The organism is Methanonatronarchaeum sp. AMET-Sl (assembly GCF_029854155.1).
Lineage (GTDB): Archaea > Halobacteriota > Methanonatronarchaeia > Methanonatronarchaeales > Methanonatronarchaeaceae > Methanonatronarchaeum.
In genome coordinates this window covers 494,665-518,713 of sequence record NZ_CP122958.1, presented here as the reverse complement: position 1 = coordinate 518,713, position 24,049 = coordinate 494,665, and the positions used below count along the sequence as shown (strand labels likewise).

At 32.3% G+C, this 24,049-nt stretch carries 21 protein-coding genes and 1 CRISPR repeat array; of the genes, 10 read left to right on the top strand and 11 right to left on the bottom strand.

The annotated features are described in order from the left end of the window. Positions 1-7 precede the first annotated feature (7 nt). From cas5 to QEN48_RS02505, 5 genes are all read right to left on the bottom strand, one after another. The gene (cas5, locus tag QEN48_RS02525; RefSeq protein WP_280108842.1) at positions 8-835 is read right to left on the bottom strand and encodes a CRISPR-associated protein Cas5; all 828 of its coding nucleotides are present in this window, start codon (positions 833-835) and stop codon (positions 8-10) included. Between the two features lie 24 nt (positions 836-859). Beyond that, positions 860-1,780 carry a type I CRISPR-associated protein Cas7 gene (locus QEN48_RS02520; protein WP_280108841.1) on the bottom strand — a complete coding sequence of 307 codons (921 nt, stop codon included), beginning with the start codon at positions 1,778-1,780 and terminating at the stop codon, positions 860-862. Further along, on the bottom strand, positions 1,780-3,573 hold the full coding sequence (locus QEN48_RS02515) for a hypothetical protein (protein WP_280108840.1): 1,794 nt from the start codon (positions 3,571-3,573) through the stop codon (positions 1,780-1,782). Before QEN48_RS02515 ends, QEN48_RS02520 begins: the two co-directional genes overlap by 1 nt. After that, entirely contained in the window at positions 3,573-4,292 is a 720-nt protein-coding gene (gene cas6 / locus QEN48_RS02510; protein WP_280108839.1) for a CRISPR-associated endoribonuclease Cas6, read from the bottom strand. Before cas6 ends, QEN48_RS02515 begins: the two co-directional genes overlap by 1 nt. A gap of 1,293 nt (positions 4,293-5,585) precedes the next feature. After that, positions 5,586-5,768 (bottom strand): ribbon-helix-helix domain-containing protein, encoded by a 183-nt coding sequence (locus tag QEN48_RS02505; protein ID WP_280108838.1) that lies wholly within the window; start codon positions 5,766-5,768, stop codon positions 5,586-5,588. A gap of 116 nt (positions 5,769-5,884) precedes the next feature. On the opposite strand from QEN48_RS02505, the gene QEN48_RS02500 reads away from it, so the two are divergent. From QEN48_RS02500 to QEN48_RS02465, 8 genes are all read left to right on the top strand, one after another. Further along, positions 5,885-6,046: a ribbon-helix-helix domain-containing protein gene (locus tag QEN48_RS02500; protein ID WP_280108837.1), complete on the top strand. Its 162-nt coding sequence runs from the start codon at positions 5,885-5,887 to the stop codon at positions 6,044-6,046. Next, a complete protein-coding gene (locus QEN48_RS02495) occupies positions 6,043-6,225 on the top strand; it encodes a hypothetical protein (RefSeq protein WP_280108836.1) in 183 nt (60 codons plus the stop codon). Before QEN48_RS02500 ends, QEN48_RS02495 begins: the two co-directional genes overlap by 4 nt. A gap of 2 nt (positions 6,226-6,227) precedes the next feature. Further along, complete coding sequence (locus QEN48_RS02490) at positions 6,228-6,365, top strand: hypothetical protein (RefSeq protein WP_280108835.1); 138 nt, start codon at positions 6,228-6,230, stop codon at positions 6,363-6,365. After that, entirely contained in the window at positions 6,362-6,676 is a 315-nt protein-coding gene (locus tag QEN48_RS02485; RefSeq protein ID WP_280108834.1) for a hypothetical protein, read from the top strand. Before QEN48_RS02490 ends, QEN48_RS02485 begins: the two co-directional genes overlap by 4 nt. Before the next feature lie 163 nt (positions 6,677-6,839). Then, positions 6,840-8,024 (top strand): winged helix-turn-helix domain-containing protein, encoded by a 1,185-nt coding sequence (locus tag QEN48_RS02480; RefSeq protein WP_280108833.1) that lies wholly within the window; start codon positions 6,840-6,842, stop codon positions 8,022-8,024. 477 nt (positions 8,025-8,501) lie between these two features. Next, the gene (locus tag QEN48_RS02475; protein ID WP_280108832.1) at positions 8,502-8,915 is read left to right on the top strand and encodes a hypothetical protein; all 414 of its coding nucleotides are present in this window, start codon (positions 8,502-8,504) and stop codon (positions 8,913-8,915) included. 3 nt (positions 8,916-8,918) lie between these two features. Further along, a complete protein-coding gene (locus QEN48_RS02470) occupies positions 8,919-9,509 on the top strand; it encodes a hypothetical protein (protein WP_280108831.1) in 591 nt (196 codons plus the stop codon). After that, positions 9,506-10,825 carry a hypothetical protein gene (locus tag QEN48_RS02465; RefSeq protein WP_280108830.1) on the top strand — a complete coding sequence of 440 codons (1,320 nt, stop codon included), beginning with the start codon at positions 9,506-9,508 and terminating at the stop codon, positions 10,823-10,825. Before QEN48_RS02470 ends, QEN48_RS02465 begins: the two co-directional genes overlap by 4 nt. 33 nt (positions 10,826-10,858) lie before the next feature. On the opposite strand, the gene QEN48_RS02460 is transcribed toward QEN48_RS02465, so the two are convergent. The 5 genes from QEN48_RS02460 to QEN48_RS02440 form a co-directional block, all read right to left on the bottom strand. Beyond that, the gene (locus tag QEN48_RS02460; RefSeq protein ID WP_280108829.1) at positions 10,859-13,300 is read right to left on the bottom strand and encodes an AAA family ATPase; all 2,442 of its coding nucleotides are present in this window, start codon (positions 13,298-13,300) and stop codon (positions 10,859-10,861) included. Then, complete coding sequence (locus QEN48_RS02455) at positions 13,290-13,478, bottom strand: hypothetical protein (protein ID WP_280108828.1); 189 nt, start codon at positions 13,476-13,478, stop codon at positions 13,290-13,292. The genes QEN48_RS02460 and QEN48_RS02455 overlap by 11 nt, the downstream gene beginning before the upstream one ends. 300 nt (positions 13,479-13,778) lie before the next feature. Further along, positions 13,779-14,477 carry a hypothetical protein gene (locus tag QEN48_RS02450; RefSeq protein ID WP_280108827.1) on the bottom strand — a complete coding sequence of 233 codons (699 nt, stop codon included), beginning with the start codon at positions 14,475-14,477 and terminating at the stop codon, positions 13,779-13,781. 9 nt (positions 14,478-14,486) lie between these two features. Then, on the bottom strand, positions 14,487-15,470 hold the full coding sequence (locus tag QEN48_RS02445) for a hypothetical protein (RefSeq protein WP_280108826.1): 984 nt from the start codon (positions 15,468-15,470) through the stop codon (positions 14,487-14,489). Between the two features lie 587 nt (positions 15,471-16,057). Continuing rightward, positions 16,058-18,559 (bottom strand): PAS domain S-box protein, encoded by a 2,502-nt coding sequence (locus QEN48_RS02440; RefSeq protein ID WP_280108825.1) that lies wholly within the window; start codon positions 18,557-18,559, stop codon positions 16,058-16,060. A gap of 602 nt (positions 18,560-19,161) precedes the next feature. On the opposite strand from QEN48_RS02440, the gene QEN48_RS02435 reads away from it, so the two are divergent. Beyond that, positions 19,162-19,716 carry a tyrosine-type recombinase/integrase gene (locus tag QEN48_RS02435; RefSeq protein ID WP_280108824.1) on the top strand — a complete coding sequence of 185 codons (555 nt, stop codon included), beginning with the start codon at positions 19,162-19,164 and terminating at the stop codon, positions 19,714-19,716. A gap of 678 nt (positions 19,717-20,394) precedes the next feature. Beyond that, positions 20,395-20,850 (top strand): hypothetical protein, encoded by a 456-nt coding sequence (locus QEN48_RS02430; RefSeq protein ID WP_280108823.1) that lies wholly within the window; start codon positions 20,395-20,397, stop codon positions 20,848-20,850. A gap of 291 nt (positions 20,851-21,141) precedes the next feature. Beyond that, positions 21,142-23,662: a CRISPR direct-repeat array (repeat unit 37 nt; unit sequence GTTTCAATTCCTTTTGGATTTTCTAAGGTGTTTAGAG). Between the two features lie 119 nt (positions 23,663-23,781). Here QEN48_RS02430 and cas2 read toward each other — a convergent pair. Further along, positions 23,782-24,048 (bottom strand): CRISPR-associated endonuclease Cas2, encoded by a 267-nt coding sequence (gene cas2 / locus QEN48_RS02425; protein ID WP_280108822.1) that lies wholly within the window; start codon positions 24,046-24,048, stop codon positions 23,782-23,784. Position 24,049 lies beyond the last annotated feature (1 nt).

Sequence of the window (24,049 nt, the reverse complement as noted above, 5' to 3'; positions counted from 1 at the left end):
AGTGGTTTTAATATAGGGTTATTAGCTTGTTTTTAGGTGTTTTGAGAAAGTTATATCGTTTTTGTGGTTGTTTTGGTTTGATGTTTAGTTCTATGTTTTCTGAGGGTGGAGCTAATATGAAATCTTTTAGTTCACTATATTCTCTATTGATTTTTTGGTCGATCGGCAGGTCTTTTAATATATGTATCTTTAGGTTTTGGGGAAGGGAGAGATTAAGCCCGAAATCCCCTGTTTCTTTTTGTATTTCTTGAATTCTAAAGTCACTGCAGATTTCTTTTGGTATTACTGAGTTTGTTTTCATTTCTTCATTGATTGGTTTATCTATCCTTTCGAGGTCTATATTGAGTGAGTTAAATTCTAAAGGAAAGTTGTTTCTACCCATATATGGAAAGTAGTATGTCTTTTTAGCTTGGCATATCTTGTTGATTGCTTCATAGAGTGAATTGGGGGGGCTATTAAATGTTTCTTTGAAGTTTTTGGTTATTTTTTTGATAGCTTTTTCATTTTTTCTTATTTTTGAGAAATCTATGAATATTTGGTAATGTGGTTCGATCAATACTTCTTGTTTGATGTTTACCATTCGGCCCCTTGGGTTTCCATAATGGCTGTTGAATGTGGTTGTTTTAGTTTTTATCTCTGAAATAGGTTTAACTCCAACTTTTAAGTTTTTAAAGTATTTATGGGTTTCTTTAAAGCTGAATCCTGATATGGCTCCTATTATTCCTTTTATTGTTGGTTTTGGAGGTATTTTGTAGGTTAATAGCCCGCCTGTTGTTGAGGTTGGTTTTGTAAAAGATCCGAAACGGCTTTCAATCTCAAGCGTTATTAGCTCCATCTGTGGGTCCCTCTTTTACTGTATTTATAGGTCGCTGAAGGGTTTTTCTTTGATTGATATTTCGTTAGATTCATCGAAGAAGTTTTTTAGTTCTACATTTTTATCCATATACACTTCGATTTCTTCAATGTCGTTTTTGAAGTCCCCTATTTTTTCCCTCACTCTTTCTAGGTCCAATACTAGTTTCTTGGGTCTTTCTTTTGGGTCTGTTATTTTTTCTGAATCAATCTCGATAAGGTGCTTTAGTTCACCGATGTTCAGTGTTTTTTCATTTTTAAATTTAATCATTAATAACATTTTTGAATCTGTTTTTTTGCTTGTAGACTTTCTTAAGTTTGTCCCTTTCACTATGGACTCTTTGAATTTCTCTAAATCACTTTTTTTAAGCAGGCCTGATGTGTTTTTCGGATTAACTGTTATGTCATAGGAGATAACTGCATGGTCAACCACTCGGTTGTTGCCTGTAGTCTTCTGTTTTCCTTCATCAGAGGCGAAAGGGGTTCCAACCCTTAGATTCATTAGGTCTGCTCCAATCAAATCCAATCCATAGCTTATCTGAACTGGGCCGTAGATAGACCTTTCTTCCCCTCCCTTGAAACTAAATGTTCCACCAAAAATCCGAGCGTCAATACAACTTTCAATAAGTTTTTCAAAATCACTATCGAAATATTCTTTAAAAACATTTGTTTTTGTCATATAATTGGCTTTATAGTCTTCTGCGTCCTCCGTTTTTCTAGGAAAGAAAAAAACAAAGTTTTTTAAACTATCAGTTTCTTCGTACTCTTGCTTTAGATAATTACGTATGTTGTATTTGATACATTTATCGGTTGTAAATACTCTTCCATCGATGTTCCGAGGTTCATTGTTTACAAAACTTCCGTTTGGATTGCCTAAAACTGTTTCTGTTACGAATATGCCTTGATACATGTTTTTTACTTCAGACATCATTCATCACCTTCATATGTGGATTTCAAGATATTATCCGCATAATACCCTGATATTAAAGATATCAACACTTCAGAAAACGATTTATCTTCAAAAAACTGATTTAAATTGTCTTTAGTTAAATCAAATATATACTTAGCCTTACTATCAAGTCTGTCAATATAGTACATCTGATTCTGAAGTATGTTTTCAGCAAAACGTTGGCCAGCGTTTTTTCTATTGATAGATTCTATAAAATCGGTAAATATCTTATTTTTATCCTGTGTATACCTATAATCATCAATTCTGCGTATAAACTGGCCAACCAAGAAATATAAAAGCCTTTCATCTTGGTTCACTATTTCACGTATCTCCTGTTTACTATCTTCATCAAACTTAGCAAAATATTCCTCTAACCTCTCAATATCTTCTTTCATATTCTCCTCTCCATATACCTTAACATTAAAGAAATAAAAGTAATTCAAGCCCTCTATAATACGATTTCTAACAATACCACCTTCAAAACTAGAGCCACTATCCATATTCCTAATTTCATACCTAAGGAAGGTTTCTAAAATCCTTAAAAAACTTTTTTTAGGCAAAGCAGAAGGATCTGACTCATAAATAAAAGAAAAAAGCTCATCTCTATGCGCATAAAGAAGGTGTTTAAACCTTGAATTTAGATTACTTGGTAAATCAGTATTATAAAGCTGATAAAAATGAAAAGTATCTCCATAAAGTTCATACAACGGATAGTTATTTTCGTTAACAAAAAAGAATTTAAGTATCCTCTCTAAATCAAAGTAATTGTGTACCTTATTTACATTTATATTTATGTTACTGGCTGGAAAGTACTTTAAATCATCTTCTATAACTAATTCTTCATCCTCAAACTCTTCAGCAAAAACTTTATAATTAGATACGGACCTCAAAATATTCAGTTTAGACTGCTGAACCTCAGTAACTAAAAACTTAAACTCAAATTCATTATAGAGCTCCTCATCATCCATAATATTATTAAGCTTTTCAAAATCACCAACGTTTTCTTTAGCTATACCAATAAATCTCTTCAACTTTTCACTAGAATTAAATCTCGTTGATGGAATAAGAACATATTTATTACCAAAAATATTGTTAAGGATTTTCCAACCTGAAGTTATCTTTAATTCACAATCTGGACATAATTTTAAAGGGCCTTTGCTAATCTCATTACTTGCCAAACCAAAGTTATAGTTTGTGACCCCTAAAGAATAGAACGGAAGACGAATATCTCTCATTTCTCTTGAATCACCGCATGTCGTGCAGACACCTTCTACCCAATTTATATTTTCATTTTGAGGAGCTGTGATATAAGTTTGAATATAAAAATTATGGCGCTCTCTAGCATCATGCCCTTCAAATTCTTTTATATAAATCCAATCAACATCCATCTCTTCAAATAAACTTGAATTATTTTTAAAAAAACAAAATAAATCATCTACAACACCGTCATCATACTTCTCATTATAAAGATCTATGAAGCCACTACTACCCTCAATTTTATCTTTCTTAATATTAGATGGATTTATAAAAAAAGGACTTACACCACCAATACCCCCAGTACCACCTTTAAGTGACTTATTCCCTCCAGCATAAAAATATTTATATTGGTTTGATCCCTCTTCTTGGTATTTGATTTCTTTACTAAGTTTTATTTCACTATTTTCTATTTTAATTATCCCAATCGTTTCATCTTCATCTGGAGCTAATAAGTCATCTTCAAAACCTTTATCTACGCCTATTTCTTCTCCAAGTTTCTTTAAAGATTTTAACATTAGTTAGACACCTCAACGCAACCGAATCCCATTGCATTTTTTTCTCCAAAACCTGCTTGGTATCCGAAATTAAGAAGTTCTTCGGAACCTTCTATCTTAAACTTCATTTCACTACATCTCCTATTGTCACCAGCAATGGTATATCTACGGCCTTTAAAATGGATAACCTCCGTTATGTCGAAAAAATCATTTTCAGGCTCTCTACCATGATACTCCTTGAATTTAGATACAAGGTTCTTATGTAGGTTTTCATAGAACTTACCATCTTTCGGATATAAATCCCAATCCTTAATCTCACCATCAATCTCTCGCTTGGTTTTAACATAAATTGGTGAAATTGTTTTCAAAACACATTTAGATGGTATTTTCCTTTCATCTATAATTTCTATAGATTTAACAAGAAAAGATGTTTCACCTAGATTGAATTCTGGTTCTTGCAACAAACCAGAAACAAAACCCTCAATAAACTTTTCATCCGGAGAAGTCAGAATAAAATAAGCACTATCAAACTGAAGACCATAATCAGAAGACCTCTGATCCTTCAAAATAAGATTAGAAAAAGAATAAAACCTATATCCATCATAATTATGTAAAAAATCAGCTAATTTCCCTCTAGCACAATCCAAACGATGCAGAAGCATGCTAGCAAGCCAATATTGATAATCATAATCAAGAGGCATATCTGAAACCTTTTTAACAAAAATCTTAGCCCTTACCAAACTTGTCTCCTTGAAAAACATTACCAATTAAAGTATTTATAATTTATCTAAAAAAACTTTAAAATGATGAATTCAGTCCATGGCTTTCAGATGGATCTAAAAAATAACCATGGATCCTAGTCCAAAACTTTCCCCCTCTTAGTTCAATTTATTAACTTTAAAATAAAATTCTTCGGTGGTTCTTTTATATCAGCAATCTCATTATACTTAGACTTAAGAACCAACAACTCCCAAGCTATATCCTCTTCTCCACTAATCATTAATAACTTAATACGAAAAAAGCAACAGAAACTTTTGGCTAACTAACACAACAAAGAACGTTTCCAATAAACGAATTTGTCTAAATGAATTTTTTGAGGATTGAATAGGTGGTAAAATATATCTAATTCTTACATTGGATATAACTAGAGATAGAGTAAGGTAAAGCATCTTATCGGATGTTCAAAAAAACGGATATCTACTTAGCCCTGTACTTTAGGGATACATTAAAAAATCTAGAGTTCATATTTGCTTTTTTTCCTTTAGCTCTATACATACCTTTTTTTGGGTCTATGTTTTTCTCTGTTTTTTTTGGATAAACTTTGTTGTTTTATTTATTTCTATCTCGTTTATTTTTCTTTATTGAGTTTATTTTGGTGTTTTTATGGGTTTTTTGAATGGGGAGTCTAGTTTTAGGGAGATTGGTCTGCAGGAAGTGGTTTTGTTGGTTTTTTTCTTTTTTCGGTGTTTTTGAGGGGGTATATATGGTTTGTGGCTATAGAAGGAGGGATATGAACCTTAAAGATTAAGCCCCGGGCGAGAGCGATTTTTCAGGTTCTTATTCTTCTATTTTTAACTAACAAGAGCTATAATTTAATGTTATTTATATTTTTCCTTCTTAAGATATTTCAAAGAGTAATTGGATTCATTTAGTTGTTTAGAAAATATTTTGCTTCAAGAGTTTCTTAAGATGGATGCCACTCCACCTGTTTTAGTTATTAAAAGAGGGTATGAAATATATTATGGCTTGTACTTCTATTCTATCTGGAAAACAAGGTATTGATAAGGATAGAAGTTGATTTTTTTTATCTTCGTCAAAAATCGAATAAATCAGACAAGCCAGGAGTATTTAATTTAACATAAATTAGAAGAGTAATACCTAATAAGATTAGGCCTGCCCCTATCAACCTCGGTAAGGTTTCTGTTGCTTGTAATCCGTTGATTACAAATGTGTAGGGTGTCATGGATTATTATTAGTTTTATAGTTTTTAAATTAGTTTTATTTATTTTTTGTGGATTTTTGTTGTTGTTGTGTTATTTGTTTTGTTTGTTTTGGTGTTTTGTTTGTAGTTCTTGTTCTGTTATTAGTCGTTGTACGGCTGTTCTTATTAGTTCGCTTTTGTTTGGGAATTTTCCTTGTTGTATTAGTTTTTCTATTTTTTGTATTGTGTATTGGTTGAATCTTACGTTGATTTGTTGTCCTTTGTTTTTTGTCATTGTGTTATACTATGGTTTTACTATGGTTAAGGGTTTTCATTTATGTTTGTATAACAGTGGTATAGAAATGTTTATATATTGTTTGGGTACACCATACCTATAGAGGTTGTATAAACATGGTTATACAAAAAGGTATGGAAACAAAACAAATCAACGTAAAATTCCCAAAACCACTCATACAACAAATCCAACAAATCGAAAAAAACTACACAAGCAGATCAGAACTAATACGTCACGCAGTCCGAAAACACATAGAACAACAAGGAGACAAAAAATGAAAATAGACCAAGAAGCACACAAACACTACCTAAAACACGGCCAAGACACACTAAAAAAACTAAAATCAGCACTACTACTAGCAGAAGCACAAGACAAAAAACACCAAATACTCAACCAACCACAAACAATCAAAAACCCAACCAAAAACCAAAAACAAAAAGCCAAAACCCGAGGCTAAACATGGGAAAAGCAATCTACCAATCATTCGGAGAAACAAGACACACATGCCTCATCGAACAACCAAAAATCGCCAAGATATTAGAGGGCCGCAAACTCACAGAACCAAACATGAGAAACAAAAAAAGAGACAAAAAATGAACCAAGACCTACAAACAGTCCGAGCAACAGTCGAACAAACACTCCAAAACAACCAAAAAGCCAGAAACAACGACACCTACCTAACATTACTGGTATTAGAAAAACTCGGATACGCAAAATACAACTACACACATGATTGCTATCAGATCACAATTGGCCAGAAGGAATTACAGGAAATGCCAGCACTCGAATCCATCAGGAGAACAAGACAAAAACTACAACAACAAGGAAAATACCCAGCCACACCAAAAACACAACAACACAGAAAACAAGAAGAACGAAAAATCAGACAAAAAATGCAAGAAAAATGACACAAACACAAAAAAATTTCCACCCTAACTTGAATTCAAGGGCACCCCCCACCCAAAAACCTATCCAAAAACACCCCACTAACTTGAAACAAAAACACCACAAAAACCAAGAAACACAGAAAAAAGCTATTAAAACTGTTTTCTGTTCTAACTTGACTTGGGGGTGAAAAACCTGTCAAGAAAACCCCCTAACCACACAAAAAACAACCAAAACAAACAAACCAGACTCCAACTATACAACCTAAACCAAACAGACCGCAAACTCCTCTACCTACTAGACCAAGGCCACTATCTCACCCAAATAGCAAACCAACTAAACCTAACAATCTCAGGAGTCTACCGGAGCGCACAAAAACTTGAAAAACTCCAAATCATCGAGAAAACCGGAAACACAAAACCAGTACAATACAAAATACTACTCGATAATATTCCACATACAGGTGGTTTTACACCGGGGGTGAAACCGACAGCGGAAAATCCTTTGTTAGAGATACATGGAGCCCTAATCAAATTCTCCAACTTGAACCAATTGCATAATCAACTTGAGGAAGCCCGGGATAAATTACCAGGCCTAAAGTTTTTCCATCGGGTTGATGATAGTCCATATAACCGTACTGATTATTTATTTAGGTTTGGTGAGTATGAGATCAGGGTTACCACAAAATCTGGCTTAGTTAAGAAATTGCCTGACAATAGGTATAGGGCTCCAATAGACCTCACCAACACAATAGAAAATAATGAAGGCCTACTATTTCCTTTCGAGGAAGAAGAGGAAAGGGTGTTGGAGCGAACTAAAAATATGTTTGTCTCATTTTTGAAGAGGTTGCGGTTGGAATCCAACGGCCAACTAAAAATCGGTAGGTTGAATAATATTGGTTTTGAGGGTTGGACTCAGAAACGGGAGTATGCATTCAACTATGGAGAAGACAAAGTACGACTCTCTAAGACCAAGAATGGTGTTAGGTTAGCTCTCAAGGATTTACCGGATGGCTGGCTTGATCATTCTCCTTTGCCTGGTTTGAAGGCTGAGGTTGAGGGTCTTCGGACTTTGGCTCAGGACCTTGGTTTGGTTAGGGCCTTGCGAACTCAAGGGATCGTCACGGAACAACTTCTTAATCACAAAATAAAAGAATTTGCTGAAAAACTGCAGCCGGATTTAATTAACGAGAAAGGAGTTAGAAGTGAAATATATGAGCTTAAAGAAACTCAAAAAGAGCTTCTCGATACTCTCAGAGCTTTGAATGAATCTATGACCGAGTTAAGACAAGAAAAACCTAGTAAATCTGATGAGAATATAAATGAAAATCGTGATGATGGTGTTTTAGACTTTAACGGGATGTATTATTAAAAAAATTTGGAGGTATTTAAATTGGTTAAGGTATGTAATGAAAGGGTTCCATTACCAAACAACCCTTATAAAATATATAAAGTAAAGGTGGGAGGTCGGATATATCCACGGATTCCATTTCCAAGATATATATCATTGATACTTGGGATAAATCCTGAATCTGTTGCTGATAATTATAATCTTGAGATTTATGTGAATCGGGAGAAACAAAAAATCGAACTAAAACTAGTAAAAAATAAAAATCAACTTTAAACATATCTTCTTATATTTATTTTTTTTATTTTGTTCAGTTAATAAGATATATACAAAGATAAACAAACTAGTCTACTAGAGGGATTTAAGTGAGAGGGGTTTAAAATCTATAAAGATAAAGAGCAGGAGGATATAGAGTACTTAATATTACTTTTGTTAGGTACTTCTAGTAAAAAAGAACTTAGTATGCTTAAAATTCAAAAGGAAATGTTTTTAATGGGTCAAATGTCCAAAAGAATAGAGAAAATTTTTGATTTTATAGCTCATTATAAGGGCCCATATTCTGAGAGGATTCAAAGTTCAATTAAATATCCCTATTCTCTTGAAAATTGTTGGACTTATAAAGGTAGTGATAAGATTCATGGAGGCAAAATTAAAATAACCGAAAAGGGGTATTGTAAATATAAAGATATAGTTGATGGCATTAAAAGACAAGATGACAAAGAGCTTAATCAAATTCTTGGTGCTATGCGGATGGTTCATGATTTATTAGAAGATTTTGATTCAGAGGAGCTACTTTATTTTGTGTATAACACTCCTGAATTTGAAGGATATACTGTAAAATCTAGTGAAAAGGATAAAATAGAGGACAGTAATGCTAAAGAGCGAATTAGAAGGAAGTTGTTTAATCTGGGTTAAAACATGAATTCCGTAGCGGACTCATCTTTTTATATCTTTTTTTATAGTGATATTGAAGGTAAGAAATATCTTCATAAACTAATTAGAAGTTATGATTTTGTAATCGGGCCAAAAATAAAAAATGAGATTAAACAAGAAGTGTACGGAGATGAAGTTTTTTTCGATAAAACAAAATATTTTGAATCTGAAGTAAATTTAGCAAGTGGCCTCAAAATTTTTTATAATTTTTTGATTGAAAATTTCGATGAAGTTGATGGAGAAGATATAAAAGATGCTGAATATGAGGCTATAGGTGTTTCATATGTTTTAAAGGAAGCTAATGAACTTAAATATCTCATACTTGATGATAATGAAGCTTACAAATTTGTTGATAAAAATTTTGACCAAATTAAATCAAATTTAGTCAGAACTTTTCGTTTTATTTGTTTAACTAAAACTGATACCAACAAGTTAAATGAAAAACTAATTTATGATGTATGCAAAGCCACAAAAAATTCAATAAATAATGGAAATCATCCTTTAAATATAAATAAGGAAAAATGGAAGAATGAGATATACCCTTTATTTAAAGAAACTTTAAGGGGAGAAAATTGACTGATAATTTTGATCCTCATATAAATTGTTGCCAATTTGAAAAAGATTCAAAATTACCATTCTATAAATATAAGGAAATAAACATAGATTCGAGAAAATACAAAAATATTACAACACCAACCCAAGCTGCAGATATGAATGGTTTATCAAGAAAAACATTAGACATATTTAATTCTTTGAATCAAAATCAACTTATTTTTGATAATACAAAAATCATAAGAGATCCCCGAACATATGAAGGAATTAATGATATAATAGAAGGATACACAAATGACACGACAAAATTTTTGAGAATAATGGGTATAAAACCTAATTTGATTGAAAAAGTCTCTAATGCTATTTCAGTTACTTCATGTTCTTTTCATAGAGATCCATTTAAGGAAAGAGTATCAACTTATAGCAATAGAAAGTATCCTCCATTGAATAAAAAAAACTTTGATACATTTTTACATAATTTATATAGCTACTCTAAAGGAATGGTTTTAGTACCCGATATACGTATTCAAGAAATTAAAAATACAGAATCCGGGGTTACTGTAACATTAGAAGAATATAAAAAAAGAATTGATTATTTCACTAGAATACTTTCTGAAAGAAATAATAAACCGATTTTTGTACCCATCCAAACTAAATTAAGCGAAAAAACAACACGAAAAATTCTGGATTTTTATGAATCGAAAGGATACACCAATATCTGGATAAATTTTAGCTCTAGACCTATTAAAGGAAGAAACCTTGCCGGATTAAGAACAATATTACATACTTTAGAAAGGAGATATGATCCTACTGAATTTTGTATTTTTTACTCCCACATGAAAAAGGAGATATCTCCCCATATCAAGGATGATAAAAACAAACCATCAGATATTATAGGCCAATTCATGGGAGGCGAAATAATAGGTTCAACTACAAAAAAATTAAGCTTCTTTAGCAAAGAGAATGATTTTGAGGAGTATTTGGAAGAGCTTGGCTTGACAAAATCAGAATATGAGAAGAGACTTTTTATAAAAAACAACAAAATTTTTGATCCCTACTCTTACTATTATTACAATCCAGTTAAACATCCCACACTAATAAAAGATGATTTTATTTCTAAAAAAGTCGATAATCAGAATAATTTAATGGGAAAAGCCAAGACTTGTAAAGCTATTGACTCATATATTAAAATAAATGAAACAGAGAATCTGAAGAGAATCTTACACGAAAAAAATACAATTAGAAATTATATAAAAAACAAAGAACTTCTGCAACTAGATTCAAAAACACATTCAAATATATTTGAGAATGATCAAAACAGAAGAATATTCAATTTTTAAATTTCTTAACATTCAGATTTTTCGAATTTTTAATTAATTATCCTTCGAAAGAGTCCAGTTTGCTTTTTTTCCACATTTGCAACTAAACCCTTCTTCGTGATAATTCTCTTTAGAAACTTTAAGACAACTTCCGCAGTTTTCGCACCAAAAAAGGTTGTAAAGATCATTAAAAGCTTTGACTACTTTTTTTAGTTCTGTAACAGTGAAGTTAGCCCATTCATTTGGATTGTAATGCACATTAGGGTTTACTGCGCCTTTTTCTATGTTTAGTGATTTGTAAATCTCTTTCCTTTTATTATCGAGTTCATTTATATCGTCTATATCCTTTCCCCAAGATTTTTCAGCTTCCTTTGCCCTTTTTAGTAGGTCTTTGAATTTATGTGTTGCGGGGTCCATGAAATCTCCAAGTGTCCAGCGTCCATTTGCTTTGAATTCAACTTCTGCGTTGAAATGGTCACAAGCTTCTCTAAGGAACCATTCTGCGGTGTATCTAAGTCTATGGGCTGCACCGTTAACATCACCGTCTTCCAACAAATCTTCTATTCTATTCCATCCATCTGAAAGCTGATCAACTCGAATGGGACCCTCTTCAAGAGACCAAGATGAAAAGGTAACTGTATTTTTCGAAGAAACAACTCCTTTTGTTTTTAGGTGCCGATACCAAAGTTTATCATGGGTAGTAATTAGCAGTTGAAAGTTTTCTGAAATATCTTCTTTGAGTAAGTCAGCTAGGTCTCTTCGATGTTGAGAATCTATAGACATAACCACGTCGTCAAGCATTATTAATTTGAAGTCATCACTGTTCAAGTATTCACAGAGAGCCAAAAACAGGCAGATTCCCATACTGTCTTGGTGTCCTTCGCTGTGGAGTGCATGAGGAGGATGGTTTCCTTCTCCATAAAAATCAACTTTCATTTCTAGACCGGTTTCAGTAGGTTCGATTTTAGAACAAAAATCTTTTTCATCATTGTGTAGCTTTTTATAAAGTTTTTGAAATCTTTCGGATATTGAATTATAAGTCTGATTTAGAACTTTGTTTCTAGATCTCAGAAATTCGGTATATACTTCTTTCATTTCTTCAGCTAAGTTTCGCATTTCTTTAGATTTCTTTTTTGAGTTTCTGTATTTCTTGTAGGTTTGGTGTGTGGTATGTAATTTATCCCAGATATTTTCTATCTCATTTAGATTGGGTATTTCTTCAGATTTCTTTATCAGTTGTCTTATCTCATTTTTAACGATTTTAGGTTTTCTTTCTTTTTCATTTATTTTATCTAAAGAGATATTATCAATAGGTTTATCTAGTCCTTCTTCAATTTCTTGGAGATTTTTCCTGAACTCTTCTAATTTTTGTGTTTCAAAGCTTTCATGCTGCTCCAAAATTTCAACTAAAGAATTTACAGAAACTCTAATATCAGTTATGGTATTTAAGACTCCTTTTTTGGATTTTTCGATTTCATCTTTTGTTTCTTTTATCTTTTTAGCTTTCTTTTCTCTTTCTTCAAGAAAACTTTTTAGTTTTTGAGAGTCCCATGGTTTTTTACAAAGTGGACACTCCTTGGTATCTTCATCTACAAATTTTTTACCTTCTAAAATTAAATCCAATTTTTTAAGTTCTTGAATTGCCTCTTTTTCTTTTCTAGCCTCTATTATCTTACTTTCTAGTTTGTCATAATCGTCCCAAAACTTATCTCCTTTTGTTTCAAACCAATCTTCAATGTTTTTGAGAAGGTCTTTCGTGTTTTCTGATTTAAGAGGGCTTGCGCTGGCTCGAACTATAGGAGAGTCTATGCCTGATCTAAAAGATTCATCTGTTGATAGTTCATTTAAAGGTGAGCCACCTAATTCACTCCTCAGTTCATTTACTTTACTAAGAAGGTCTTCCAAATTAGAAACGTTTTCAAAATCTCCAAAAAGCATAGTTTTGAAATTTTCCAATTCTCTCTCAAGACGGGAAGCTTCTTCCTCTAATCTTTCTTTGGCACCTCTAAGTTCCAATCGCTTTTCCTTAATCTGGCTCAAATTTAATAATGTTCGGAGTTTTTCAGACCTTGTACTTTGTTTTGAAACTATGAAGTCGAGTATTTCCTCTCTGGAGAGATAGTGTTGACCCCTTTTAGCCAATTTTAACATTGACTCAACATTGTCAGGAGCTTTTTCGCATTTAATTAATTTATGTCGATTTGAAAGCTTTCTCTTTAATTCAAATGTTTTACCATTATTAGAAAAAGTCGCTTTAACCCATGTGTTCTCTGTTTTCTCTTTTATATAGGGAGCGTGCTTGTTTATTGAGATGTTCCCTGTTCCCTCGCCCTTTAAATCTTGTATTTCACCAGTTAGAAGAAAGTCTATAGCAGATATAACTGAGGTTTTCCCTGAACCATTTGGTCCAATTATGCAGAAGTTATCTCCCCCTGGATTGATCTCCTCCTCAGGTATTCCTCGAAAATTGTTTATTTTTAAAGATTCAATCTTCATTTATCCTTTTCGCCTCTTTTAAGCATTTAACAATTTGTTCACGACCACCAAAATCCGGTTCTTCTGCCAGAGAACTCACTACTTCATTTACTTCTCCAGATACATTCTCTTTTTCTTTTATTCTTTCTTTAAAAATCTCCAACATTTTATTTCCAAGTAATTCATTATCCTCAGACATTTTTCTAATTATATTAAATAAAACCGAAAATACTTAATATAATTTTGGTAAAAATTTCTCCTTGATTTTTGGTGTTATTAGTCGATGTAACTAACTGGTTCTTTTATATTTAATTTGTCTTCTAAGGAAAATAATTTTCTTCCATAAATCAAGCGATTTCTCCTGTTTTGGAGGAAGGGTTTGTTCAATCAGTTTATTTTTAAAGTTTGACTTTGAAATTTAGAGATTCTCAAAATAGGTAATGAAAAAACTGGTTTTTGATTAAATTGATTTTAAATCTTGTAATTGATTTAAAACTTGTTATGGTTGATAAGATTCAATAAATAAGAACTTTAAAAACTTTTTTGACTCAGAGAGTTCCGGATCCAATTTTGGATCGTAATTATTCCAATATTTTTGAAATATTTCTTCAATTTCTTTGTGTTTTTCAGTAATCCCTGTATCTTGTGTCAAAAAAATAGGGTTTGAAAAACCCTTGTCTGACCATTTATAGGCATCAATTAATATCTCTGCATCTAATTCACCAAATTTTGAGTCTGAATTTTCTATTAGTATTTCTTTAATTTGAGTATCTGTATGAGGGGTACAGAATAATTCAATTTTCTTTTTTGCTTTTTCAATTCGTTTGTTCCATATTTTTATAAGGTGTCTCATGTAAGTGATTTTATCTTCCTCTCTGAGGGGGGTTATTTTATTAAGTAGGTTTTTTAAGTGTTTTTCATCATTAGGGCTTATATGAACTTCCTGTTTTATTAAGTGGATTATTTCTTCATTATTTAGGTTTTTTGATAATTTTTTCAATAGGAGTTTGTATGCTTTTCTTCTTCTTTCTTTGATTTTTTCAAGTTCGTTTTTTACAGTTTCGGATGAATGTAACCATTTTTCGTTTTTAAAAAGCTTACAGCAATTAGAATGATAGGGTTCTATGTCTTCATCGGTTATTGTATATGAGATAAATATAGCTGTATCTAGAAAATAAGTTTCTTCTTTAGAATTCATACTTATCATTTATTCTCTATTCTTGATGGAGTAAGTGTGTGTGAATCTTTTTATGGTTTTTTTGTCTGATTCAGGGAATCCTGTTTCTTTAAGGGAGCTGGTGTATATCTCTTCTTTTGGTTGTAAGTCGAAATCTTCTAATATTCGTCTTGTTCTCCTATTTATTGATTTTAAATCTTCAATTGTCTGATTTAATTTGTTATTTGATATATTTTTTATTCTTTCAGAATCACGGCCTTTTACTGTTTCATTACTGATTATCCAGGCAATTTTACCCCATACATCTTCATTATCATTTGCATGTTGATCAAAATATGTCTTAAAAACCTCTAAACTTTTTTTCCACTGTTTATTGGTTAGTTCATCATTTTCAGCTTTGAATTTTAGGGATAAAAATAAATCTTCATAAATATTTGTAAATTCTATATATTCTTCTTCTATTTGATTAAAAGATTCATTTGATATTAATTCGAGATGTATTTTGCTTATTTTATTAGAAATCTTTTCTTTCGCATCCACACGCTCTATTGCATTCTGAAACTTGTTTAAATCTTTTTTATCCAAGAGACTGTACATTACATCGAATATAATGTTATGTGCCTCATAGAATTCTTGAAATTCTTGTGGCGCATAATGGCGATAATCATACTTAATAAAATGTTGAAAAGAGGTGTTTATATAATTGCTTAGTAATTTTCTATTGTTAGTTAGAAATTTTTTAGATTTCTCTGATAATTCACCTTGCTGTATATCCGAAATTCCTTCTTTATTTGTTTTTTTAATAGTTTCTTGACCGTTAAAAATAAATTGTCCTCTCTTGTACCATGCTCTAGTAATATTTAAGTCGAATTCTTCAATGACTAACCAACAAATTTTATGGAGTCTCGTTGAACTTATATCAGTTATACGTTTATCAAATTCTTTCTCTAGGAACATATCTATTCCAAGTAAAATTTCTTTTACTTCTTCCTCGTCCTTTTTTCTTTTATTCATAATTATCTCTATTATTTTATAAACACCAGATAACCACTACACTAATTATTTTATATCCTTTAGTTTCTTCCTAATCTGATAATCTATTTACAATTTGACTTATAACTTACTTAACCTCATAATTATTCATTTTTTTAGAAAATCTATAGGTTTTGGGGCTAAAAAGTTTCATTGAGTTATTATATGCTAGGCGCTGTGATTCTGTATTTTTTTGTTTGTACCTTTTAAAATTTAGTGAAAATTAAGTTAAAGATATCCTTTGAGTAGAATTACACATTGATAACTATAAATGTCATTAAATTCTATGATTCTATTGTTTCAGTTTTTACATAAAACCGGAAGAAAAGGAGGTTTTGATGGGTTATGTAGGTTATTATAGCTTGTTTCAAACTTTCTATCAGTGTTTTATTTGATTTGTGAAGGGGGTTGTCTTTTAAATTATGATGGAGACGGTGTTATTTGTCCTGTTAATTAGACTTTTATATTTTCTTTTCTTTTCTTTTTTATGATTTATCTTGTATAATTAATTCCGGGAAGGATTATGTGGGTTCTGGCTGAATAAATTTTCTTGTATTGTTATTGGGTGTTTAGGTTTTCTTTAGTTCTATATCAAATCTGGCTCCGCCTAGTTTTGAATCTTTGACTTTTATTGAGCCGTTGTATCCTTCAGTGATTTTGCTGACTAGGTAGAGTCCTAGACCTGATCCAGCTTTCTTTCCTGTTTTGTAGCCTCTTTCGAATATTTTGTCTTTTATGTTGTTGGGGATTCCTTTGCCGTTGTCTTCTATGGTTATTATGCATTTTTCATCGGTTTCTTTTCCTGAAATTTGGATTTTGTTACAATCTGAATGTTTTATTGAATTCTCTATAATGTTTGAGAACAGTTCTTTGGTAAGTGGACCGGCTTGAACTTTACAGTCTAATTTTTTATATTCTATTTCTATTCCTTCTTCTTCGGTTTGGGGTTTATTTTCATTAATAATTTTGTTTATGATTGGATTGATATTGACTTCCATTAATTCTCCTTTTTTTCTGATTTCTATCAACTTTTTGATCTTTTCGATTAGATTTATACTGTCTTGGACTGCTTTGTTCGCTTTCTCCAGGTATTTTTCTGCTTTTTCGGGTAAATTGTAATTTTCCAATAGTTCGTGATAGCCTTGCACGATTTGGGCTTTGTTTCTAAGATCGTGTCTTAGTAGGGAGTGGAGGAGTTCTTCTTGGTTTTTAGCTTCTTTTCTTTTTGTGATGTCTCTGGCAATACTCAGAATTGCTGGGTCTCCACGATAGGTTATGAGGCTGGAGTTGATCTCTACTGGAATTTTTTCTCCACGTTTTGTTTCATGAGTGGTTTCGAAGACCTGTATCTCGTCCTCTGGCATGCTTTTGATAAGGTTTGTTATTTCACCTGGTTCTAATGAGGCATCGATGTCGTGAGGTTTCATAGAGAGCAGTTCTTTTCTGGAATACCCTAGTTTTTTGATAGATGCCTCGTTCACCTCGACGATATTCCCGTCGAGGTCTATGACCCACGCCGTGTCGTTCATTCCGTTTATTAGGTTCTTGTAGTCTTGTCGAGGCTCTCTGAGTTCTTTCTCATTTTCCTTGAACTGTATAATTTCCTTCAGTCTTTCAGCAATAGTGTCAATTAGGTTTTTCTCCTCTTCTAAAAAAGGACTTCCGTCTATTTCTAGTTTCTTTTCCAGATAGCAGGCTTCAACGAAACTTTCTCCCTCTTCCTGGAGAGAGATATTACTCCTGATTTTCAATTCAGTTTCATGATAATTATCCGTCTGTACCTCTATATCCCTCCATTTAGCTTTTGCACAAGCTATATCAGGTGATTGTAAAGCGGGAGGAATTAAATCAACCGTTCTCTTTAATAATTCCTTTATAGATATAGTCTCCATAGAGATTTTTGAAAGTTTATAGAGGGTTTTAAGTTCCTTGACTCTTTCACGAAGCTTCTTCTCCACCTGCTTCCTTTCGGTTATATCAGCCACGTTACCAATTATTGCGGGTTTACCTTTATACTCTATTACTGAAGTTGTCAGCTGAACCCATTTAGTATTACCATCTTTCTTCAACAGCCTGAACTCGTGTTTTTCCTGTAGCCCAGACAGATTATCTTTTAATATCTTTTCTGTACATTTTTTCATCTTCTTTCTATAGTCTGGGTGTACAAGATCCAGAAACCGCATGTTATTAAGTTCTTCTCTAGTGTATCCAGACATTTCTATAATTGCTTCGTTGATAAATTTGAACTCCCTGTCTTGAAAAATGTAGATTCCGTTTTTTGAGCCCTCTGCTATAATTCTGTATTTTTCCTCCACCTCTTTCCTCTCAGTTATATCAACTACTGTTTCTATTGCCCCTATAGTGTTACCTTCTTCATCTTTGACTGGGACACTTCTTATGTTAAAGTAGTTTGGTTCACCTGGTGGAGATAGTTCTCTTTCTCTTTCCTCTTCATGCCTCAAAGATTCTTCAACTGGACAGCTAGGACAAGGAGTATCTCTCCCCAACCAAGCATCATAACACTTTTTTCCAATCAGTTCTTCCTTATCTAGACCAACAAAATCTGCATAGGCCTTGTTTGCCCATCTAATTGTATGATCCATCTCGTGATATGCGATAAGCTCAGTCTTACTCTCTAGTATAAGGTTCTTCTCTTTTTCGGATCGAAGAAGTTTTTCTCTATTGTAGTAGCGCTCCACCTCCTGCTTTATAGCATCTGCTAAAACACCGAACTGGCTTTTTGGATCCCCTCCTTTCTGAATGTACCTATCCGCTCCAAAGTTTAGGGCTTTCATTGCAACTTCTTCTCGACCCCTACCGGTAAACAATATAAAAGGAATATCCATACCAAATTCATTTCTTAATTTCTCCAAGAACTCAAGGCCATCCATGGAGGGCATCTGGTAATCGGAAACAACACAATCAAAACCATTTTCCTTAATTAACTCTAACGCTTTTTCTGCAGAACTGGTTGTCTCGACTTCCAAATCTTCACTTTCCTTCACCAAATAGATTTCTGCTAAATCTAACAAACCAGGCTCATCATCAACCAAAAGAATATTGAAAGCCATAACCAACTGAAAAATAGTTATCAATAATAGATAAAGGTTTCACAATACCCTGATACATTTGAAGAAACATTTAAAACCATTCTTTCTGGACTTGCCGAGTTTGATTTTAAAAAAAGGTGCTACCCCCATAACAATTGGAGAATTTAATTTAGTCGTTGATCTAGAGGTCGAAAAAATTATAAATGATATGATGCTCTTCAAGTAGAAACTTTATGTAATTATGAAGAAGTTGACCGTCCGTATTTAATTACAGATAACATCACTGAATAGTGCTTAGAGCTTTATAGAGCTCTATGCCTCGCCATTTTTTATTTTAGTTTTTATGGATTTTTTTTGGAATCTCTTTTTATAAATTAAAATAATTAATATCTTCCACATATAAAAGCTTAAATTGAAAAACCAGTTTTTCTATATACTTAATTCTGTCCAAATAAAAAGAGTTCTTTAAACAATCTTTTGTTCGTATCTTTCACGATTTAGTGGAAATTAAGTTAGAGATATCTTTTGGATAGAATTTCATATTGATAACTATAAATGTCATTAGATTATATGGTTCTATTGTTTCCGTTTTCATAGAAAAACGGAAGAAAAAGAGGAATAAAATGACCAAAACAGGCTATAAAACACAAAACCAACACCAAAAATTACCGAAATACCACAGAAAAACGGAAATCAAAGAAATGCTAGAAAAAGCCGACCAAGAAAACCAAAGAGACTACCTAATACTCAAAATACTATGGACCACAGGCCTAAGAGGCAGCGAACTAACAACACTAAAGAAAAAAGACCTCGAATTCAACGAAAAAAGAATAATAATCAGAAATGGTAAGGGTGGGAAAGATAGGGTCGTACCAGTACCCCAGGAAATTAAGAACTTGTTGAAAATGTGGACAAACAACCTAAACAAAAACCAATATGTATTTGATATATCCTCAAGAACTTTGAGGAATATAGTTTATAAATACGCTGAAAAATGTGATTTTATATCTAAGCCCCATAAATGGCGACACAGCTTCGCAATCCACTGCCTAAAAAGTGGGATGGACTTAAGGACACTTCAGAAAATTTTGGGTCATTCTTCGCTTTCAACGACACAGATATATCTAGATGTAGTAGCTGAAGATATACAGAAAGAATATAGCAAGATATGGGGATAAAAGTAAAAAATATCAAAAAAATGTGAAATTAAAGAAATAAAAAACATCGAATATAAAGTTCATAATTTATTTTAAAAGTGTTTTCCAACATCTTTACGAAAATATTAAACTAAAAACGCAATCAAAAATAAATATTTTCTGATAAATACTTTGAAATTAAAAAAACAGGTGTTATGAATATTATTGTTAGCAAAAATGAGACATATTCTACTTCAAAAACTTCTATTAAATATAGATATATGTAATCTATAACTAATAAGGAAATGATTGAAGCAACCACTAAATTAAGCTTATACTCAGAGACCGGAGATCTTTTTTCCATAATATCGAGATTAAATGTTCTAAAGAACTGTTGTATTTGAATGAACGGAATTATTAGTAGGCTTTTAATAACCATTACGAATAAAAGTATTGAAATAAACATTACTTTTAGTAAGTGAAAACCAGTTGGTTCTATAATTAATTCCAAAAAATAGTTAACTATAAAAGCAGTCCAAACAGCAATTAAGGTAATTAAAGCCTCTGGTTTTAGCTTAAATGACATGATATTTTTATTCTGAAAATCTTTTTTATTTTTACTAATATATAAATTAACTAGAAAAATAGTTTTTAAAAAAATATGCTTTGAAATTTAATGCAAAGTTATTTTTATAAACAATATTTTAAAAAGATATATTAATGGTTGATATAACTGGCGGCACGGTTTTTTTATTGGGTTATGAGCTTTACAAGGATAAGAAATTTGCTCGGTTTCTAGCAGTACTCCCTATCCTAACATTTTTCTACCTTTATGTAGAATCAGAGGTTTTTAGTGAATCTTTAATTGTTTTTCTACTAATTCCATCTTTAATTGTAGTAACAATATTTTGGGTTTTAATTGATAATTTGGTTAAAAAGATTAAAAAAAGATTAAAGCGGTTTAATAATCCTAATAAAGAAGATATAGTCAAATATCTTCGTAAAGAATTGAATAACTGGATATTAATTGTAAGTGGTATTACACTCCTTATATCACTATTCGCCTTAATTATGATCTTTATAGAATTTATAAACACAGGTGATGCAATAAGCTTAATTTTATTAGGAGGATGGATAACCTCCTTCACATATGGTATAACAAAAACATTAATTTGAACACTTGATAATCTGAATTAGAATATGCAATTTTTATCGTTTATAAAAGGTAAAGGTGGATACCTTATTTTTCTGTATATACCTATGGTTGGTTAAAAAAGGGAGCTTTCTTAAACAAAGTTGTAATTAATTTAGCGCTATTAGCATTGAGATGAATAATTTTAAATTAGTTTATTTCACCATTTTTCTTTTGATTCTTCTGGTGGGTATTTTTCTCGGTTTATCTCTATTTTTATTTCTATTGCTTTAGAGGTCCAATTCAATTTCTGTTGTGTTTGTTTCTTCCGCTACGTTTCAATTCCTTTTGGATTTTCTAAGGTGTTTAGAGACTAACACACCAATCCTCAATAGTCTCAGGACTCTCATCGTTTCAATTCCTTTTGGATTTTCTAAGGTGTTTAGAGTTTAACAACCTTTTTAGTGCATATATGAGATTTTTAACGTTTCAATTCCTTTTGGATTTTCTAAGGTGTTTAGAGAACGTGGATCAGCCTACGCATGGGCAATCCTCTTAGCGTTTCAATTCCTTTTGGATTTTCTAAGGTGTTTAGAGAGCTCTGGCAGCATGGACACAACAAACGGAGTTTTCAACCGTTTCAATTCCTTTTGGATTTTCTAAGGTGTTTAGAGAAACAAATTCATTTAGAGATACCTCGCTAAAACATATAAGTTTCAATTCCTTTTGGATTTTCTAAGGTGTTTAGAGCTTGAGAAAACATGGTTATACACCAAAGTTTGCATACAGTTTCAATTCCTTTTGGATTTTCTAAGGTGTTTAGAGGACACTTTCAAAAGACAACTCAACCGTTAAATTACCTGTGTTTCAATTCCTTTTGGATTTTCTAAGGTGTTTAGAGTGCTCGTATTTTCTTGCTCTCTCGATACATTTTTGTATGTTTCAATTCCTTTTGGATTTTCTAAGGTGTTTAGAGTCTCGTTATCTTCGTTTGTTTCAATTTCGTTAAATCCTTTGTTTCAATTCCTTTTGGATTTTCTAAGGTGTTTAGAGCTTTGGTACCAGAAGACCGAAGACAACAAACCTGAGCTGTTTCAATTCCTTTTGGATTTTCTAAGGTGTTTAGAGTTTAAGAGGTTTTTTTACATAGAAGTATAAAACCATTGTTTCAATTCCTTTTGGATTTTCTAAGGTGTTTAGAGGTTTCTAGATTTGGGCACCCCGTGAATCGGTGATGTGGTTTCAATTCCTTTTGGATTTTCTAAGGTGTTTAGAGGGGGGCTTCGATTGTTGCTTCGATTATTCCTTCCGCCCGTTTCAATTCCTTTTGGATTTTCTAAGGTGTTTAGAGGATAACCATCTCCAATATATGAACATCAGACATATTTAGTTTCAATTCCTTTTGGATTTTCTAAGGTGTTTAGAGTCATTTTCTCCACCATCCTTAAGGAATCCTTGACTTTCGTTTCAATTCCTTTTGGATTTTCTAAGGTGTTTAGAGCTAATAAATCAATAACTCGGCCAACATCCTCTTTAGAGTTTCAATTCCTTTTGGATTTTCTAAGGTGTTTAGAGCCTAATCGATTCTGAATTCCTCCAAGAATGGGGAGCAAGTTTCAATTCCTTTTGGATTTTCTAAGGTGTTTAGAGGGAGATAGTGCCGATAGCTCCCTACAATGGAGCTAGACCGTTTCAATTCCTTTTGGATTTTCTAAGGTGTTTAGAGGCAGAAGTAGGTAAAGGCAGTGACAGAAAAGACCCAATGGGTTTCAATTCCTTTTGGATTTTCTAAGGTGTTTAGAGGCAGAAGTAGGTAAAGGCAGTGACAGAAAAGACCCAATGGGTTTCAATTCCTTTTGGATTTTCTAAGGTGTTTAGAGATCCAGAGAGCCTGATAGTACAATGTCTTCCCCATCAATCTGTTTCAATTCCTTTTGGATTTTCTAAGGTGTTTAGAGTTCTTTGTGGGTTTGTGGAAGGGTGGCCATTATTCCTGTTTCAATTCCTTTTGGATTTTCTAAGGTGTTTAGAGTAAATCGCCTCACCATCCACCATATCACCCAACATAAAGTTTCAATTCCTTTTGGATTTTCTAAGGTGTTTAGAGTTGTTTCATTGGGTTTCTGTGTTACTTATAAATAGGTGTTTCAATTCCTTTTGGATTTTCTAAGGTGTTTAGAGAAACCATAGATAGTTGGCAACAAACCATAAATGTTGAAAGTTTCAATTCCTTTTGGATTTTCTAAGGTGTTTAGAGTATTCTAATTCAAAGTCATCATAGCAATAAACTGAAAGTTTCAATTCCTTTTGGATTTTCTAAGGTGTTTAGAGATAAAGAGGCTCACGCACCCACTCCTTATAACTATCGTTTCAATTCCTTTTGGATTTTCTAAGGTGTTTAGAGCATACGGAGACCCAGACAACTCAAACTCCCCATCCAAAGGTTTCAATTCCTTTTGGATTTTCTAAGGTGTTTAGAGCAAAACTAGCTGTATAGAGGTAATCACCATCAACAAAGTTTCAATTCCTTTTGGATTTTCTAAGGTGTTTAGAGATAGATTCTTTTGGTTGGTATGGATTAAGGTTTGAGGAATGTTTCAATTCCTTTTGGATTTTCTAAGGTGTTTAGAGAAAAATGACTATTAAGACACCTGACCGGGAGATACCGAGTTTCAATTCCTTTTGGATTTTCTAAGGTGTTTAGAGAGGTCACGTTCATCCTCACCAACCCGCTCAATATTATGGTTTCAATTCCTTTTGGATTTTCTAAGGTGTTTAGAGAGTCCATATAGGTTGGAAACCAGAGTCCCTTCCTATAAGTTTCAATTCCTTTTGGATTTTCTAAGGTGTTTAGAGGCGGGGGTTAGATGTTTTCTTTTTGTATTAAAAAGCCTTATTTCTTGTGTTTTTTGTGTGTTTTTTCTTGGATGGGGGTTGTCCAATGTTTTTATATATGTTTGTTTTTTGTGTGTTTTTTATATTACGAAGTCTTTGTTTTCTTTTGTTTTTTTGCCTAGTTCTTCTATTTCTTTTGCACATTTTTTGCATAATGTGTATATTCGGATGTTGTCTTCTTTGGTTATTTTTTGGGATAGTCTGTCTATTAATTCTATTTTTTCTTTTTTTGTTATTTCTAGTTCGAAAACGCTGTATTGTTTCCATGCTCCGTAGCTTTCTAGTATTTTGTAGACTTTTCTTCTTCTGGTATCGCTTCTTATGTCGTAGGTTACTACTAATCTCATT

What these genes read in the sequence shown, in the direction of transcription:
- QEN48_RS02515 (WP_280108840.1), bottom strand. Translation starts at nt 3,573, where the DNA reads ATGTTAAAATCTTTAAAGAAACTTGGAGAAGAAATAGGCGTAGATAAA.
- QEN48_RS02460 (WP_280108829.1), bottom strand. Translation starts at nt 13,300, where the DNA reads ATGAAGATTGAATCTTTAAAAATAAACAATTTTCGAGGAATACCTGAG.
- cas5 (WP_280108842.1), bottom strand. Translation starts at nt 835, where the DNA reads ATGGAGCTAATAACGCTTGAGATTGAAAGCCGTTTCGGATCTTTTACA.
- QEN48_RS02450 (WP_280108827.1), bottom strand. Translation starts at nt 14,477, where the DNA reads ATGAATTCTAAAGAAGAAACTTATTTTCTAGATACAGCTATATTTATC.
- QEN48_RS02470 (WP_280108831.1), top strand. Translation starts at nt 8,919, where the DNA reads ATGAATTCCGTAGCGGACTCATCTTTTTATATCTTTTTTTATAGTGAT.
- cas2 (WP_280108822.1), bottom strand. Translation starts at nt 24,048, where the DNA reads ATGAGATTAGTAGTAACCTACGACATAAGAAGCGATACCAGAAGAAGA.
- QEN48_RS02475 (WP_280108832.1), top strand. Translation starts at nt 8,502, where the DNA reads ATGTCCAAAAGAATAGAGAAAATTTTTGATTTTATAGCTCATTATAAG.
- QEN48_RS02445 (WP_280108826.1), bottom strand. Translation starts at nt 15,470, where the DNA reads ATGAATAAAAGAAAAAAGGACGAGGAAGAAGTAAAAGAAATTTTACTT.
- QEN48_RS02500 (WP_280108837.1), top strand. Translation starts at nt 5,885, where the DNA reads ATGGTTATACAAAAAGGTATGGAAACAAAACAAATCAACGTAAAATTC.
- QEN48_RS02520 (WP_280108841.1), bottom strand. Translation starts at nt 1,780, where the DNA reads ATGTCTGAAGTAAAAAACATGTATCAAGGCATATTCGTAACAGAAACA.
- QEN48_RS02430 (WP_280108823.1), top strand. Translation starts at nt 20,395, where the DNA reads ATGGTTGATATAACTGGCGGCACGGTTTTTTTATTGGGTTATGAGCTT.
- QEN48_RS02495 (WP_280108836.1), top strand. Translation starts at nt 6,043, where the DNA reads ATGAAAATAGACCAAGAAGCACACAAACACTACCTAAAACACGGCCAA.
- QEN48_RS02490 (WP_280108835.1), top strand. Translation starts at nt 6,228, where the DNA reads ATGGGAAAAGCAATCTACCAATCATTCGGAGAAACAAGACACACATGC.
- QEN48_RS02485 (WP_280108834.1), top strand. Translation starts at nt 6,362, where the DNA reads ATGAACCAAGACCTACAAACAGTCCGAGCAACAGTCGAACAAACACTC.
- QEN48_RS02435 (WP_280108824.1), top strand. Translation starts at nt 19,162, where the DNA reads ATGACCAAAACAGGCTATAAAACACAAAACCAACACCAAAAATTACCG.
- QEN48_RS02505 (WP_280108838.1), bottom strand. Translation starts at nt 5,768, where the DNA reads ATGACAAAAAACAAAGGACAACAAATCAACGTAAGATTCAACCAATAC.
- QEN48_RS02455 (WP_280108828.1), bottom strand. Translation starts at nt 13,478, where the DNA reads ATGTCTGAGGATAATGAATTACTTGGAAATAAAATGTTGGAGATTTTT.
- QEN48_RS02440 (WP_280108825.1), bottom strand. Translation starts at nt 18,559, where the DNA reads ATGGCTTTCAATATTCTTTTGGTTGATGATGAGCCTGGTTTGTTAGAT.